General features: G+C 69.3%; 14 protein-coding genes. 12 read left to right on the forward strand and 2 right to left on the reverse strand.

What is annotated here, in order from left to right; genetic code table 11:
• The first annotated feature begins 65 nt into the window (after positions 1–65).
• From MKK88_RS05150 to MKK88_RS05205, 12 genes are all read left to right on the forward strand, one after another.
• Positions 66–1,529 (forward strand): helix-turn-helix transcriptional regulator, encoded by a 1,464-nt coding sequence (locus MKK88_RS05150; protein WP_243997656.1) that lies wholly within the window; start codon positions 66–68, stop codon positions 1,527–1,529.
• Between the two features lie 93 nt (positions 1,530–1,622).
• Entirely contained in the window at positions 1,623–1,796 is a 174-nt protein-coding gene (locus tag MKK88_RS05155; protein WP_243997530.1) for a CsbD family protein, read from the forward strand.
• Positions 1,797–1,860: 64 nt separating this feature from the next.
• A complete protein-coding gene (locus MKK88_RS05160; RefSeq protein ID WP_243997532.1) occupies positions 1,861–2,367 on the forward strand; it encodes a CsbD family protein in 507 nt (168 codons plus the stop codon).
• A gap of 49 nt (positions 2,368–2,416) precedes the next feature.
• On the forward strand, positions 2,417–3,340 hold the full coding sequence (locus MKK88_RS05165) for a PhnA-like protein (protein ID WP_243997534.1): 924 nt from the start codon (positions 2,417–2,419) through the stop codon (positions 3,338–3,340).
• Between the two features lie 81 nt (positions 3,341–3,421).
• Entirely contained in the window at positions 3,422–3,622 is a 201-nt protein-coding gene (locus tag MKK88_RS05170) for a CsbD family protein (RefSeq protein ID WP_243997536.1), read from the forward strand.
• Positions 3,623–3,689: 67 nt separating this feature from the next.
• Positions 3,690–4,076 (forward strand): CsbD family protein, encoded by a 387-nt coding sequence (locus MKK88_RS05175; protein WP_243997538.1) that lies wholly within the window; start codon positions 3,690–3,692, stop codon positions 4,074–4,076.
• 169 nt (positions 4,077–4,245) lie between these two features.
• Positions 4,246–4,725, forward strand: a complete 480-nt coding sequence (locus MKK88_RS05180) for a YidB family protein (protein WP_243997540.1) — start codon at positions 4,246–4,248, stop codon at positions 4,723–4,725.
• Positions 4,726–4,828: 103 nt separating this feature from the next.
• Positions 4,829–6,622, forward strand: a complete 1,794-nt coding sequence (locus MKK88_RS05185; RefSeq protein WP_243997543.1) for a LysM peptidoglycan-binding domain-containing protein — start codon at positions 4,829–4,831, stop codon at positions 6,620–6,622.
• A 272-nt stretch (positions 6,623–6,894) separates the two neighbouring features.
• Positions 6,895–7,500, forward strand: coding sequence for a hypothetical protein (locus tag MKK88_RS05190; RefSeq protein ID WP_243997545.1), 606 nt, complete (start codon positions 6,895–6,897; stop codon positions 7,498–7,500).
• A gap of 319 nt (positions 7,501–7,819) precedes the next feature.
• A complete protein-coding gene (locus MKK88_RS05195; RefSeq protein WP_409566622.1) occupies positions 7,820–8,062 on the forward strand; it encodes a 3',5'-cyclic-nucleotide phosphodiesterase in 243 nt (80 codons plus the stop codon).
• The gene (locus MKK88_RS05200; protein ID WP_243997547.1) at positions 8,059–8,301 is read left to right on the forward strand and encodes a hypothetical protein; all 243 of its coding nucleotides are present in this window, start codon (positions 8,059–8,061) and stop codon (positions 8,299–8,301) included. Before MKK88_RS05195 ends, MKK88_RS05200 begins: the two co-directional genes overlap by 4 nt.
• 1,061 nt (positions 8,302–9,362) lie before the next feature.
• Positions 9,363–10,730 carry a glycosyltransferase gene (locus MKK88_RS05205; RefSeq protein ID WP_243997549.1) on the forward strand — a complete coding sequence of 456 codons (1,368 nt, stop codon included), beginning with the start codon at positions 9,363–9,365 and terminating at the stop codon, positions 10,728–10,730.
• A 727-nt stretch (positions 10,731–11,457) separates the two neighbouring features.
• Here MKK88_RS05205 and MKK88_RS05210 read toward each other — a convergent pair.
• Together MKK88_RS05210 and MKK88_RS05215 are read right to left on the reverse strand one after the other, a co-directional pair.
• Positions 11,458–12,807, reverse strand: coding sequence for a sigma-54-dependent transcriptional regulator (locus MKK88_RS05210; protein ID WP_243997550.1), 1,350 nt, complete (start codon positions 12,805–12,807; stop codon positions 11,458–11,460).
• The gene (locus tag MKK88_RS05215; RefSeq protein WP_243997552.1) at positions 12,804–14,690 is read right to left on the reverse strand and encodes an ATP-binding protein; all 1,887 of its coding nucleotides are present in this window, start codon (positions 14,688–14,690) and stop codon (positions 12,804–12,806) included. Before MKK88_RS05215 ends, MKK88_RS05210 begins: the two co-directional genes overlap by 4 nt.
• Positions 14,691–14,881: the final 191 nt, after the last annotated feature.

Here is a 14,881-nt window from a genome sequence, read left to right on the forward strand (position 1 = left end):
GCGCACAATCGGTTCATGCGTGGCTGCCGTCTCGGTAGCGACGATGGAAAGGGACGATGCGAGCCGTGACCCCGGGCGCCGACAGGCACGAACTCCGGCAGATCATCGCCGGCCTGAGCGAAGGCGTGATCCTGGTCGAACCCGACCAGACGATCGCCTATGCCAACGAGGCCGCCCTCGCGATGCACGGCGCGGGCAGCCTGGATGAGCTCGGGCCGACCGTCGACGCGTACCGGGAGCGCTTCTGCCTGCGCTACCGCAACCACGTCACCCCGAACCATTACCCGATCGAGCGCGTCGTGGCGGGCGAGCGCTTCCATGACGTCGTGGTCGAAGTCCGCCGCACCGATCGGCCCGAGCAGGATTTCGTGCATTCCCTGCGCAGCCTCGTGGCGATGGACCGCGACGGCAAGCCGAGCTGCCTCGCCCTCATCCTCAAGGACGTCACCGACCAGTTCGAGGCCGAGGACCGGTTCGAGGCGACATTCAACGCCAACCCGGCCCCGGCGGTGATCACCCGCCTTTCGGACCTCCGGCACGTCAAGGTGAATACCGGCTTCCTGGAGATGACCGGCTTCACCCGCGACACCGTCGTCGGGCGCAGCGTCTACGAGGTCGACGTCCTGGCCGATGCGCGCAACCGCGACCTCGCGACCTCCCGGCTGAAGGAGGGCGGCACGATCCCGCAGATGGAAGCGTGCCTCCGCCTGCCGGACGGGGGCAGCCGCTTCGTCATCGTGGCGGGCCAGCCGATCGAGCTCGGCGACGAGCCGTGCATGCTCTTCACCTTTGCGGATCTCGAACTGCGCCGGAAGGCCGAGACCGCGCTCCGCCAGAGCGAGGCGCGCTTCTCCCAGGCCTTCCGCCTGACCCCGGTCCCGACCGTGCTCACCCGGGGCAAGGGGTTCCAGGTCACCGGCATCAACGAGGCCTTCACGCGGGTCTTCGGATCGGGAGAGGACAAGGTTCTCGGACGCAGCCTGGCCGAGGCCGGCCTTTGGGCGAACGACCGCCAGCGCATCGATTTCGAGGTTGCCCTGGAGCGCAAGGGCTTCGTGCTCGGCGCCGAGGTTTGCCTGCGTCGCGAGGACGGAGCGAACCTCGACTGCCTCGTCTCGGCCGAGCGGATTGAGATCGAGAACGACCCGTTCGTGCTGCTCGTGCTGCAGGACATCACCGACCGCAAGCATACGGAACGCGAACTGTTCGACGCCATCGAGACGGTCATGGCGGACACCTCCTGGTTCAGCCGCGGCCTGATCGAGAAGCTCGCCAACCTTCGCAGGCCCGATGCCGGACGGCCGGGCGCCGTCGCCTCCAACCTGACGGCCCGCGAGCGGCAGATCCTGAACCTGATCTGCTCCGGTCTCGACGACGAGGCCATCGCCCGCAAGCTCAGCCTATCGCGCAACACGGTGCGCAACCATGGTGCCGCGCTCTACCGCAAGCTCGGTATTCACAAGCGCAGCGAGGCCGTGGTCTGGGGTCGGGAAAATGGTTTTCCCCTGCAGTCCGGTGGAACCAAATGACCGGTTTACTAGTATAAATGTCTCATTGAATCTGAGATCCACTCCAACATCTGATCTTCGGTGAAGGGTTTTCTCGGGAAAGACGGATCACCCATGACCGAAGACAAGAATTCCACTTCGACCGAGCACCTCAAGGCTTCGGTCAAGGAAGCCCTCGGCAAGCTCACCGGCGACACGCGGATCGAGGCCGAGGGCCGGCGGCAGAAGCGTGCCGCACGCGCCACCGGGGTCCCCGGAACCAAGCCTACGGGCTCGGACCGGGACTGACCTCATCTCGGAGGCGTCCCAAGAACGGGCGCCATCCCTCCACCCACCACACGAGGAAGACGACATGGTCGATACGGATCGGATCACAGGCGCCGCCAAGGAATTGGGCGGCAAGGTGCAGGGCGCCGTGGGCGACCTCACCGGCTCCAAGCGGGACTCGGTCGAGGGCCGCGCCCGCGAGACGGCGGGCCAGGCCGAGAACCTCTACGGTCAAGCCAAGGACACGGTCCGCGACGCAGCCGAGCACGTCGCCGATACCGCCCGCGACATCGGCGGCAGGATCCGCGACACGGTCGGCGGTTTCGTCGGCTCCGACGACATCGAGCACCGCGCCCGCCAGGCCCAGGGTGCCGCCGGGGAGCAGTTCGATCGGGCGCAGCGCTCCGTGCGCCGGGCGGCGGACGATGCGTCCGACTACGCCGAGGACGCCTACGATCGTGGCGGCCACTACCTGCGCCGGGGCACCCGCGAGGTGAGCCATCAGGTCGCCGAGTACCCCCTCGCCTCGCTGCTGATCGCCGGCGCCGTCGGCTTCGGCCTCGGTCTGCTCGTGAACGCGACCCGCGACTGAGCGGCCACCGACCCACAGTTACGAACGACCTACGACTCGGAGTGAAAGCGTGACCATCCAGACGACCACCGCCCCCCTCGCGACCGGAGCGGCGCATGCCGATACGCGCGCCGTGCTGCTCAACGAGGTCTCGTGGGGCGCGATCTTCGCCGGCGCCGTGACCGCCCTCGTGACCCAGGTCATCGTCAACCTCGTCGGCGTCGGGGTCGGCCTGGCCTCGGTCGGCACCAACGCGGCCGACAATCCGTCGGCCTCCACCGTCTCGATGGGCGCCGGCATCTGGTTCGTGGCGTCGGGCATCGTCGCCTCGCTCGCCGGCGGCCTGATCGCCGGCCGCCTCTCCGGCAAGCCCCTGCCGGGCGCGGCCGCCCTGCACGGGCTGGTGTCCTGGGCGGTGACGACGCTGGTCGTGCTCTACCTGCTGACCTCGGCCGCCAGCGGCCTGGTCGGCGGCACGCTCAGCACCGTCTCGGGCGCGCTGGGTGGCGCGGGCAACCTCGTCGGCGGCACGATCCAGACCGCCGCTCAGGCCGCTGCGCCGTCGCTGTCGAAGGTTTCGAACCCGCTCGACGGCATCGAGGACAAGGTCCGCCAGCAGACGGCGGGCCAGGATCCGCAGGCCGCCAAGGATGCCGCGGTGGCGGCCATCAAGGCGCTGTTCACGGGTGATGCCTCGCAGAAGCAGCAGGCGGAGAACCGGGCGGCGGACGCGCTGGCCAAGGCGCAGAACATCCCGGTCGATCAGGCCCGCCAGCAGGTGCAGGACTACGAGAAGCAGTACGACCAGGCCGTGGCCACCGCCAAGCAGAAGGCCGAGGCGGCGGCCGTGACCGCCAAGTCCGCCGCGACCCAGGGCGCCTTCTACGCCGCCATCGCGCTGATCCTGGGGACGCTGGCCGCCTTCCTCGGCGGTCGCCTCGGCGCCCCGAAGCCGGCCACGCTGCTCGGCGCCTACGAGACCCGGCGCGTCTGAACCGCGACCAGCCTCCGCCGCAGGGCGGGGGCTCCACCGGCCGGGGGAACCGGCCTCCACAGCGCAACAGGAGTTTTCACGATGAGCAGCACCACCGACAATCTCAAGGGTCTGGCCAACGAGGCCGTCGGCAACGTCAAGCAGGCCGCGGGCAGCGTCACCGGCAACGACAAGCTCGTGGCCGAGGGCAAGGCGCAGGAGCTGAAGGGCGAAGCCCAGAAGACGGTGGGTGACGTCAAGGACGGCGCAAAGTCCCTCGCCGACAAGATCACCGGTCGCTGAGCGTGACCAGGCGGCGCGGGTGCATCCGGCGCCGCCCCCCTCGTCCATCCGACACAGGAGACATCCCATGAACCGCGACCAGATCCGTGGTGCGTCCCGTCACCTCAAGGGTCGCGCGCAGACCGCGATCGGTGGCCTCGCCGGCGACCCGGCCCGTCGGGTCCGCGGCGCCGTGAACCAAGTGGCCGGCGGCGCCCAGTACGCCTATGGCCGCGCCCGCGACCGGGCGGAGGATCTCGCCGAGGATGGCCGCCATCTCGCCCACGAGGCGCGGGAGCGGGCGGACCACCTCATCGACGACGGCCGACACTATGCCGAGGAAGCCCGCCGCCGGGTGAAAACCCAGGGCCGCCGCGCCATCCGCTACGCCGATGCCAACCGTACGACGACGCTGCTCGCCTTCGTCGGCGCCGCCTTCGCCCTGGGCTGGCTCGCCCGCTCCCCCCGTCACTAACCCCTGGAGATCCCGATGATCCGCAAGCTTCTCACCCTGTTCGTCCTGCCGCGGGTGGTCGCCTACGTCACCCGTCGCCTGAACGGTCGCGCCGCCACGCCGCCACGCCGGGGCTACTGACCGTCGAACCCGACGCCCGCGAACGGCCTCTCACGGACAAGGACACGACATGAGCGACGGATATCCCTCGATGACGGCCCTGCTCGGCTTGCTCGCCGTGGCGGGTTACCAGAACAGAGACAAGATCGCCGATTGGCTCGGCGCCCCGACCCGCGACAGCTACGACGCGACCCTTCCGCCGACCTCCCGGGCCACCCCGGAGGCCAGTGCGACGATGCCGTCGAACCTGCAGCGCGTGCTGGGCGGCGTCGGCTCGGCCGGGGTCGGCGGGCTGATCGCGAGCGGCTTGTCCGAACTGGTCGAGCACTTCACCAAGGGCGGGCACGGCGAGACCGCCAGTTCCTGGGTCAACCAGGGCGCCAACCGGGAGATCGGCGAGGCGGACCTGGAGCGCGTCATCGGGCCCCAGACCCTGGACCACCTCACGCACCAGACCGGCCTGAGCCGGTCCGACATCCTCGCGCGCCTGTCGCGCACGTTGCCCTCCGCCATCGACCGCTACGCGACCGACGGTCGCCGGCTCGCCTGACAGCGAGGCTGTGAGGTCCCGGTCGCCCTGCCCGGCGACCGGGGATTCGACGCGGGCCGGCATCGACCGGCCCGTTTAACGGCTCCGGGGGGACCGACACGCCATGACGACCGTCCTGCGCCGCATCCTCGCGGCGGCCCTCGTCGCTGCGCTCGCCGGGATCGGCGCCGTCATCGCACTCCTCGTCCGGCGGCCAGGGGCGCACAGGGCGAAGGGACCGATCCCGGTCGCCAACCCGCAGCCGATCACGAGCGACGCGCCCGATCACTCGACACAAGGGGGCGGCACTAGGCCTTGGCCTCAACGCGCTCAGTTGCGCCCAACCGGCGTCGATACCGGAGGAGAGCGCTTCGGAAGCACGGGCGGCGGGCGTGGCTTCGCCGTCGGCTTGGTGGTGTGCCTTCTGCTCCTCACGGGACTGGTTGGCCTCATCTATCAGGTGAGTGGGGCGGTGCCGGGCACCGGGCACCCCGCGCCGGACGGCGACACGAAGCCGCTGGCCGCCCTGTCGGCTCCGGATGCCGGAACGGCTCGCACGCCGCCTCCCGCGGGCGAGACGCCGACCGGGTCCGTCCGTAGGCCCGAGCCCGGCACGACCGCCGACCGTCCCCCGTCGCAACCGCCGGCAGGGCCCGCGCCGAGTTTCGACGTCGTGCGCGTCGAGCCGAACGGCGACACCGTCATCGCCGGACGGGCCGCACCGAACGCCGAGATCACGATGCTCGTGAACGGCAAACCCGTCGCGAGCGCGCAAGCCGGTGCCGATGGACACGTCACGCTCACGCCGCCGCCGCTCCCCGCCGGGAACAGCGAGATCGCTCTGCGTGCGACGGACGAGAGGGGCGACACACTGCGCTCGACGGCGCGCGTCGCGGTCGTGATCGCGCAGACGCGGGATACCAAGCCGCTCGTTGCTGTCACCGCGGCCGGCCAGCCGACCCTGGTCCTGTCTCAACCGGATGCGGGCTCAAACCGCATCGCCGCCGACGCGCCGGCAAGCCCGGCAAACCGAGCGGATGCCGTCGTCGCGGAGCGACCGGATACCCCTGCCCCCGCCCGCAACGCGACGAACCCCACAGCGGACTCACGCGGCTCCGAGCTTGGCGACGCTGCGGGTCTGCGAATGCGGTCGGGCCGGGAGGATGGCGGGTCTTCATCCGATCCGGCGAAGCCCGCGCGTGAGCCAAACCGGGCGGCCGCACGCGACCGCGAGACGGCGGCTTCTCCCAAAGTGGTGAGCATCGATGCCCAGGACGGTGGGAAACTGTTCGTGACCGCCAGGGCAGCACCCGGAGCCGACCTCAGGCTTTACCTGAACGAGACGCTGATCGCCCCCGCCACCGTCGGCCGCGACGGCACGGTGACCTTCACGGTCGGCCGGGGCCTGAAGCCGGGGGATTACAAGGTCCGTCTCGACCTGATCGACCCCAGGACGGGCCGGGTCGGCGACCGGGCGGAGGTCCCGTTCACGGCGCCCGACCCCGGCAACGACGCGGGGGTGGAATATTCCGCCCGCGGGCAGGGCCCGGCTCGTGGAGCCGCCGGGCCTGAGGCCCCGGACCGGTATTCCTCAGCGGCCACGATCTCGACGGGAGAACGCCGGGTGGACCCAGTGCGGCCCGCGACGACGGGCAGCTTCGCCGCGACCATGCCGCCCGGCGCCGGAACAGGCTCATCGGACGTCCAGATCCCCGGGATCGAGACGGCTCGCATCGAGCGCGGCGACAGCCTGTGGCGGATCAGCCGGCGCGTCTATGGCGAGGGCGAGCGCTACACCCTGATCTTCGACGCCAACAAGGATCAGATCCGCGACCCCGATCTCATCTTTCCCGGACAGATCTTCGTCCTGCCGCAGGAGCACGACGGAGCAATCAGCGGGGATGAGCAGCCCCATTGAGGCCGCCCGGCCCCGGGGAATCTCCGAAGGCTACGGCTCGCATCGTGTCGGCGAGCCATCTTCGCGGAAAAGGCACCTGAGGCGCCACCGCCCCTGGGGCGTCGCGCGGCCACCCGCAGACCGGTATTCCGCGCCTGTTTCGAGTCGCAGAAAAGCTGACTTTAATCCATCACAGTGGCAAGTTGCCGCTGACGGCAAATAACTGCTCCCTATAGTCGAACGAAAGGTCTGGATTGCTGTTCTAAGGCGGTCAAACTGGAAGGATAACGTCTTTGCGCCTCAAGATGTTCTGTAGCGCGGCGGCCATCGCCGCCTTCGCCTGTGCTACGACGGTGGCCTCCGCCCAGGAAGGCGGCCCCTGCACGGACGATATCGCCAAGCTCAAGCGCGACCTCGGCACGCAGGTCGGGATGGGGGCACCCGTCTCCCAGCCGGACGCGGGCCAGCAGAAGGGGCCGAACGCGGGCTCCGCCGGGCAGACCGCCGACACGACCGGAATGACCGCTGCGGAGTCCGGTCACGACAAGCCGCGCGACGGCGTGACCCGTGAGGGCGGTGGCTCGCCCGGGACGGTCGGCGGCGTGGCTGGCCCCGTGGCCGCCGCGACCGGAACCGCCCAGGCCAATGCCGTGGCGAACGGTCAGGTGGCGACCTCGCCGGCGGATGTCCGGGCGCAATCGGAGAACAAGCCGACCGCTGCCGCGAAGGCAGCACAGGGCGAGGCCCCGTCGACGTCCGCGAACCTCTCCTCCGAGGACAAGATCTCGCAGGCGAAGAGCGCGCTGCAGCGGGCGACGGACCTCAACGCCAAGGGCGATCAGTCCTGTCGCGACGCGGTCCAGGAGGCCAGGAACCTTCTGCCCCAATCGTCGCGCTGACCGCGCACGGCGCCCGCCCCCGTTCGCGAGGGCGGGACCGCAAGGCCGGTTGAACGCACCTCCCTGTCCCCGGGTCTTGGACCGGGGCTCACCGTCTCTTCCACCGGCCTCCGACGACGGGAGGCCCGGAACACCAGGAACCGTCCCATGACGACGTTCATGAAAATCGTGTCGTACGCGGTGGCTGCGGCCGCGCTCTGCACCCTGGTCGTCGTCGCGGTTCAATCCGCCGGCCTGCTCACCGGGTCCTAGAACGGGCGCACCGCTCGGAGCTCCGATTTTTGCCCTATCCCACAAGATGCGACCACGACGAGGGACGATGATCCGCCTTCTCAACCTTGCGATGACGATCGCGCTCCTGACGACCGCCCCCGCCCTCGCCGCTTCAAAGCGGGGCAACGAGGATCTCAAGCGTTTCTGCACGGGCGACGCCACGACATTCTGCGGGGATGTCGATCCGGACAGCGACAAGATGGATGCCTGCTTCGCCGAACACCGGAAGGAGCTTTCGGAGAATTGTCGGCGCGCCATCGACGCCTATCAGGCCGGAGGTGGCAAATGAGGGAGCTTCGGATGGGGCTCGCGGCGGCCGTCCTGCTGGCGGGCGTGCCCGCGTCGGCTTTCGCCCAGAACCAGCCGATCAAAGGCCCCGAGGACGCCAAATGCCGCGGCGAGGCCCGGGATCATGTCTTCACGGCGCCGAATCCGAAAGGTCTGACGCCGTATGGCCTCGGGGCGGAACTCTACCACGCTTGCATGCGTCGCCTCGGAGCCGAGCCGGCCAGGGCGCCGCGCCGGTAGGCGCCACCGTGCGCAAGGGCATCTCTGCACGTCATGAGAGGCCCGCCATGATCAGGCCCAGCGTGACCATGGCGGGCTCGTTGAGGGTGGCGATGCGGCGGACCGGCCCGACACCATCGCCACAACAGCACGGCAGCGCGGATAGTCTTTCCCGGGCCATGCCCGTGGACGGCTTCTGCGGAGGCGACAGCGAAGTGATGGACTCCCGCTGTGACTCCGTCGTTTCAGAGCGCTGCGCCAACACCACGTGGGGCACGCACCCCTGCTGCGAACGATCACTGCCGAGACGCCCTAGCCCGCTGCGGCTTTCGCCCAGACGGGCGGATCGCGGAACCGGTGATCTGCGATCACGATGCAGCTCGGCTCGGGCTGGCTTGGTCAGGTGACGATTCCCGCCCCTGCCAAGTCTCCGGGCCGCACAGGGCGGCGCTCATCCATGCGACACTGATCCCGGGCACGACGAGCACCGGGCGGCGTCGACCCTGTCGGCCCTCCTCCGGTGTCAGGCGTTTGGTCCTTCCCCTTCGGCAAATCCGCATCTCAAGAATCGCACCAAAAACTGCCAATTCGGCGATGCGGCCCAATCCTGCGACAGTCAACACGAGAAAAATGGCATCGCGCGTCCGACATACAGTTCCATCTGCATAATCTTGCCGAAAATGTTTGCAATTTATACTCAGCCCAAAAGCCAAGATAGCTCGGATCATTTCGGTCAAATCAGGCCGATGGACACGGTGGGTCAGGCTTGGCGTTGTCAGAGCTTCCCTATCGGTCGCGCCTGCAGCCGACGCCCTCCGCGTGGCGCGATCGACGTGACCGACATGGGCAGCAAGGGAAGGCATGGGCACAAAACGGCCGCGCTGAGGGAACCTGATTGCGCACAACCGGTTTGTGAGCCGCATTCGGCACGGTGTCGCGGAAGCGGATCCGCTGTCCTCCCCCTGCCTCTCAGTTCGCCGCCCGAGGAAGCCTCTCACCGGCCAATGCCGGACGTCTAACGGGCGTGTCCACCCAACTGTACCCGTGTCTAGAGGGCCGGCAGTGCAGACAATTCTGCCCAGATGGCCCGCGTCATGATTGTGAAAGATCTCACCTCGGTACGTATCGTCCTGTCGACGTTTGGAAGTCATGGCGACGTTTTGCCGTTCATCGCTCTTGGCGCGGAACTGGCCGCGCGCGGACACGATGTCAGTGTGGTGACATCACGAAATTTCGAAGCGCATGTCATCAAATCGGGGCTCGGCTTTCACGCGCTTTGCAGCGCCGAACGCATGGACGAAGTGCATGCCAATCCGCACCTCTGGCATCCGACCGAGGGTTTGCGACTGATGTTCGACCTGGCCGTCGAGCTGGCGCCAACCGATCTGGCTGTCATCAGCCGCGAAAGGGCCGAAGCCGGCGCACGGGGACGCCCGTTCCTCGCGGTGGCCGGACCGCTCAGCTTCGGTGCACGGATGGCACGCGACGCGCACCGCTTCCCGTTGATCACGACATATCTGGCGCCGTTCCTGATGCGCAGCCGCCACGCGCCTCCGGAACTCCCGGGCATGAACTTGCCGTCTTGGTTGCCGTCTATGGCCAAGCATGCCCTGCAGCGCATCATCGAACACACGATTGTCGATCCCGCCCGCCTGCCTGCGCTGAACAATCTTCGCCGGTCATATGGGCTCTCGGCAATCGGCAACCTGTCGGATTGGTTGCCCTCGCCAGACCACCTGCTGCTTATGGCACCGCCGTGGTTCGCTCAGCCGCAATCCGATTGGCCGAAGCAGGCAACGCAAGTCGCCTTTCCGCACGCCGGGCGATACGGAAACAGCGATCAGCTCAGCCAGGAGCTGCATGATTTTCTCAATCATGGCCCCGCCCCGGTCGTCATCACGTGCGGGTCGTCTATGCAGCACGGGCGCAAGTTTTTTGAAGCGGCCGCCCACGCCTGCGCCGAGGCCGGGCAGCGTGCCGTCCTCGTCTGTGGTCGGCCCGAACGGGTCGCTGCGATCCGCGTGCCAAATCAATTGATCGCCCGCTACGCCCCCTTTGGCGCTCTGTTCCGCCGGTCAAAGGCCGTCATCCATCATGGCGGCATCGGAACCTGTTCGGACGCCTTCGCGGCCGGCATTCCACAGATCGTCGTGCCTAACGGCTTCGACCAAGGCGATAACGCGGAGCGCATTGCGAAGCTTGGCCTTGGCAGTCGTCTCAACCACGAAGACTTGTCGGAGGCCGGCGCCGACATCCTGGCGCGAATCCTCGCCGATTCGGCCATGGCGAAAGCCTGCGCGCGTGTGCGGGAGCTCTGTGCCGGACGCGACGGAATTGCCGATGCCTGCGACCTCATTGAGGCGGCCGCCCGGCGTGAGCCGGCGCCGCCAAATCGGCTTTCCCGACCATCGACCAACCCATCGCGACCACATGCGATGTCCGAGCATTGAGCGCGCGAAAACAGGCCTTGGCCCCTGTCGATGGTGGCGCCGACCCAGACGCGTGTCACCGTGCGAGGCCTGATACTGCTCTGTCGATGAGATCTACATCCCCCGACAGGGAGAGTAGTTCGACGCGGGATCGGTCTGATGACGGAGACCACTGCCTCGACTTTGGAATTGAGCTGCGTTCCGACGTCAAAGATCTCTCGATCCTGTCGTACCGAGGAACAGCGACGTCGTTTAGAACGGCTGGCGACCCCAAGAAACAAACCATCCCATGTCGCAAAGGGGGAACAGCTATTTATCCAGACCTGGCAAACCGCGGCAATGATGGAATTCGTTCCATCCGCATAGCGAGCTTTCTTCTGCAATGATAAAGAAGGCGCCGAACGACTGGCATGAGCGCATTACTACCATCGCAGCAGCGAGATCTACGCCCACTCTCGGGGTCCGCACGGGCGCATGCGAGCGACTGCGGCAGGCCGCGAGCGGAATGACTGCGCGGGGTGGATTGTTGCCGAGCTGCTTTCGGGCGCAAAACTGGAACAAGCGGACGCCCGGGCTTGGCTGAAATGGGCCGGAAGCGGAAGGACGGCTTCGGAGCGCGGCGGCTCGACCATCGGACCTCAGCATCCCTGGGCTCGGATGGCAGCGGCCGGCCGAAACTGACGGGTCGAATTGGGTAGAGACACAGCAGATCCGAGCCGGTCAGATAGGGCAATCGTCGGACTGAACATCACCGGTAATCGGCCGGGTTAAGCCGGTGGCGGCTCATCTTGTCGTAGAGGGTCTTGCGCGGGAGGCCGAGCGCCTCGGCAACCGCGCGCACGTCCCCGCCCGCAACGTGCAGCTCGTCCCGGATCAGCCGACGCTCATAGCGGTCCACCTGCTCGGCCAGCGTTCCGGCGGACGCCTCCTGCGCGACCTGGGGCGCATCGACGAGGCCGAGGGCGCAGCGCTCGGCGAAGTGACCGAGCTCGCGGACGTTGCCGGGCCATGCGTGCCCCCGGAGGTGGTTGCGGATGGACAGGGTGAGCGCCGGCACCGCCTTCCCGAAGCGCGCGGCGGCGCGGCGCAGGAAATGCTCGAACAGCAGCATCACATCATCGCCCCGGTCGCGCAGGGGCGGGATCGCCACCGTGATGACGTTGAGGCGGTGGTAGAGATCGTCCCGGAATGTGCCCTGCGCCGCGGCTTGCCCGAGATCGACCTTGGTGGCCGCCACGACGCGCATATCGACGGGCCGCACCTCGTTGGTGCCCAGCGGCTCCACTTTGCGCTCCTGGAGCACTCGCAGAAGTTTCACTTGGAGCGGCAGCGGCATGCTCTCGATCTCGTCGAGGAACAGCGTGCCGCCCTGGGCATGCTCGATGCGGCCCACGCGACGCTTGATCGCCCCGGTGAAGGCACCGGCCTCGTGACCGAACAGCTCGCTCTCCACGACGGTCTCGGGCAGGGCGCCGCAATTCATCGCCACGAGGTTGCGCCCGGCGCGGCGGCTCCAGCGGTGCAGGGCGCCCGCCACCACCTCCTTGCCGGACCCGGTCTCGCCGAACACCAGCACGTCGACATCGGCCCGCGCCACCTCGCGCACGAGGCCCCGCAGGCGGACCATCTCGGGGGAATCGCCCAGAAAGGTCGGGTCCTCATCGACCGCCGCGTCGAGACGGGCGCGGAGCGCCCGGTTCTCCATCACCAGCCGCCGCCTTTCCAGCGCCCGGCGCACGGAGGCGACGAGGGCCTCGGCCGGATAGGGCTTGGCCAGGAAGTCGTAGGCCCCGCCCTGCATGGCCGCCACCGCCATGCGGATGTCGCCGTGGCCGGTGATCAGGATCACCGGCAGGTCCGGATCAACCCGATGCAGCCGGGCCAGCAGCCCGATCCCGTCGAGTCCGGGCAGACGCACGTCGCTGACGACGACGCCGGGCGGGGCGGCCAGGATCGCCGCGAGGGCCGGCTCGGCCGCCGGGAAGGCCTCGACGGACAAACCATCGAGCTCCAGGCTCTGGCCGTTGGCCCGGCGCACCTCGGCCTCGTCGTCGATGAACACGATGCGCTCGGGCGCCCCGCCTCCGTCTCCGTTCACTGCACCGCCCCCACGACCTGTTCCGCAGCCCGATCCGTCCGCCCGGCTCGGATGAGCTCGACCCGGAAGACCGTGCCGGTTCCCGGTTCGTCGACCAGGGTCAGGTTGCCGCCGCAATCCTCCACGATCCCGCGGGCGATGGCGAGGCCGAGCCCAAGGCCGTCGCTCTTGGTCGTGAAGAACGCATCGAAGATCTGGCCGCGCTCCGCCGGCGGGATTCCGGGGCCGGTATCGGCCACCTCCGCCGCCACACGCTCGGCGCCCGCGGCGTCGACGCGGAGACCGACGCGCAAGCCGACCCGGGCGTCGGGACGCCCCGCCACCGCGTCGAGGGCGTTCTGGAGCAGGTTGACCAGCACCTGCTCCAGGCGCGGGCCGTCCCCCAGCACGCGCAGCTCCGGATCGACCGCGTCGGCCTCCAGGGGCACGCCCAGGGCGGCGGCCCGGGCGCGCACCAGTTCCAGGGCATTGTCCAGCACCCAACCCAGCGGGACCGGCTCCCGCCGCGGCGAGGCCCGCCGGGCGAACCCCTTGAGCTGCCGGGTCAGGCCGGCGATGCGGTCGGTCAACCGGCCGATGGCGACGGCGTTCTCGGCCGCATCCTCGGTCCGCCCGCGCCGGACGAGGACCGCCGTGTTGTCCGCGTAGGAACGGATCGCCGCGAGCGGCTGGTTGATCTCGTGCGCCATGCTGGCGGCGAACTGGCCCAGAGCCGTCAGCCGGCCGGCCTGGGCGAGTTCGCGGCCGAGGCGCTCGCGCTCGGACTCGGCGCGCTGCCGCTCCTCGATCTCCGCGCGCAGCTGCGCATTGGCCTCCCGCAGGGCGTGGGTCCGCTCCGCGACCCGGCTCTCCAGCTCGGCCCGGCGCGCGGCCGCCTCCGCCAGCCGCGCCCGCGTCCGGCGCCCCCGGTCGGCCAGGGCCACGGCCCCGAAGCCTGCCAGCGCCGTGGTCAGGGCGGCGATGATCCAGGCCTGCAGTCGCTCGCGCTCCACCGCGGTCCCGACCGGGGTGAGTGCGTGCAGGGTCCAGCCGGTTCCGGGCACGGGGGCCTGCGTGGTGATCGCCGTCCAGGCCGGGAGCGCCCCCCGCCCGACGCGGATGACGTCGGCCTGGCCGGTGGCGTGCAGGGGCAGCCGCTTCAGCGCCGCGGTGCCGAACTCCTGGCCCGCCTCGATCCGGGCGCGCTCGGACGCGTCGAGGCCGTCGAGCGTCCCGAACCGCCACGCCGGCTCGCTCGTGACGAGGACAATGCCGCGGGCATCGGTGACGAAGGTGACCTCCTGCGCCGCCCGCCAGGCCGCCTCGACGGCGTCGAACTCGACCTTGACCACCACGACGCCGGCCGCCGCGCCGATGCGCCGGGCGAGGTAGAGGCCGGGCCGGCCGCTGACGGTGCCGAGGGCGAATTGCGAGCCCGCGCCCCCGGCAAGCGCCTGCCGGAAATACGGCCGGAACGCGTAGTCGCGCCCGACGAAGCTCCGGGCCCCGCCGGCATTGCTGGCGGCCACCGTCACCCCGTCGGCGCCGATGACGTAGATCACCGCCGCGCCGGTGGCCGCCGCCACTTCGGACAGCCGCCGGTCGACCCGGTCCAGGAGGTCGCGCCCGGGCCCCGTGGCGACCGCGGCGGCGACCTCCGGATCGGCGGCGAGCGCCAGGGGCAGGGAGGCCTGCTTCTGCATCTCGGCGAGCAGCAGGCCGACCTGGAGACCGATCGCCGAGCGGGCGCCGCGCCGCAGATCCGCAAGCGCCCAGCTCTCCGCGGCGCGCCCGGCGAGCCACGCCACGGCGACGACGGCGCACACACAGGAGAGGAGGACGAGGCCGCGGCCCGGCAGGATCCGGGCCGCCCGCCCCCGCTGGGGTTCCGGAGCCTCGATCATCGCCCCTCCGCCCGGGCGGAAATCCGGACCGCTCCCGCCCCACGGGTGCGGATTTCCGCACGACGGGCTACCGGGCCGCCCATGAAGCGCGTGAGAATGCCTTTGGAAATCAGAGCGTTAATAAAAATCCCCCCGGTCCCGTCCGGTGGCATGACGGTTGCCATTCCGGAAATGAAACACAGCCATGTCCT

This window comes from Methylobacterium sp. E-005, assembly GCF_022829725.1.
Taxonomy (GTDB): Bacteria; Pseudomonadota; Alphaproteobacteria; order Rhizobiales; family Beijerinckiaceae; genus Methylobacterium.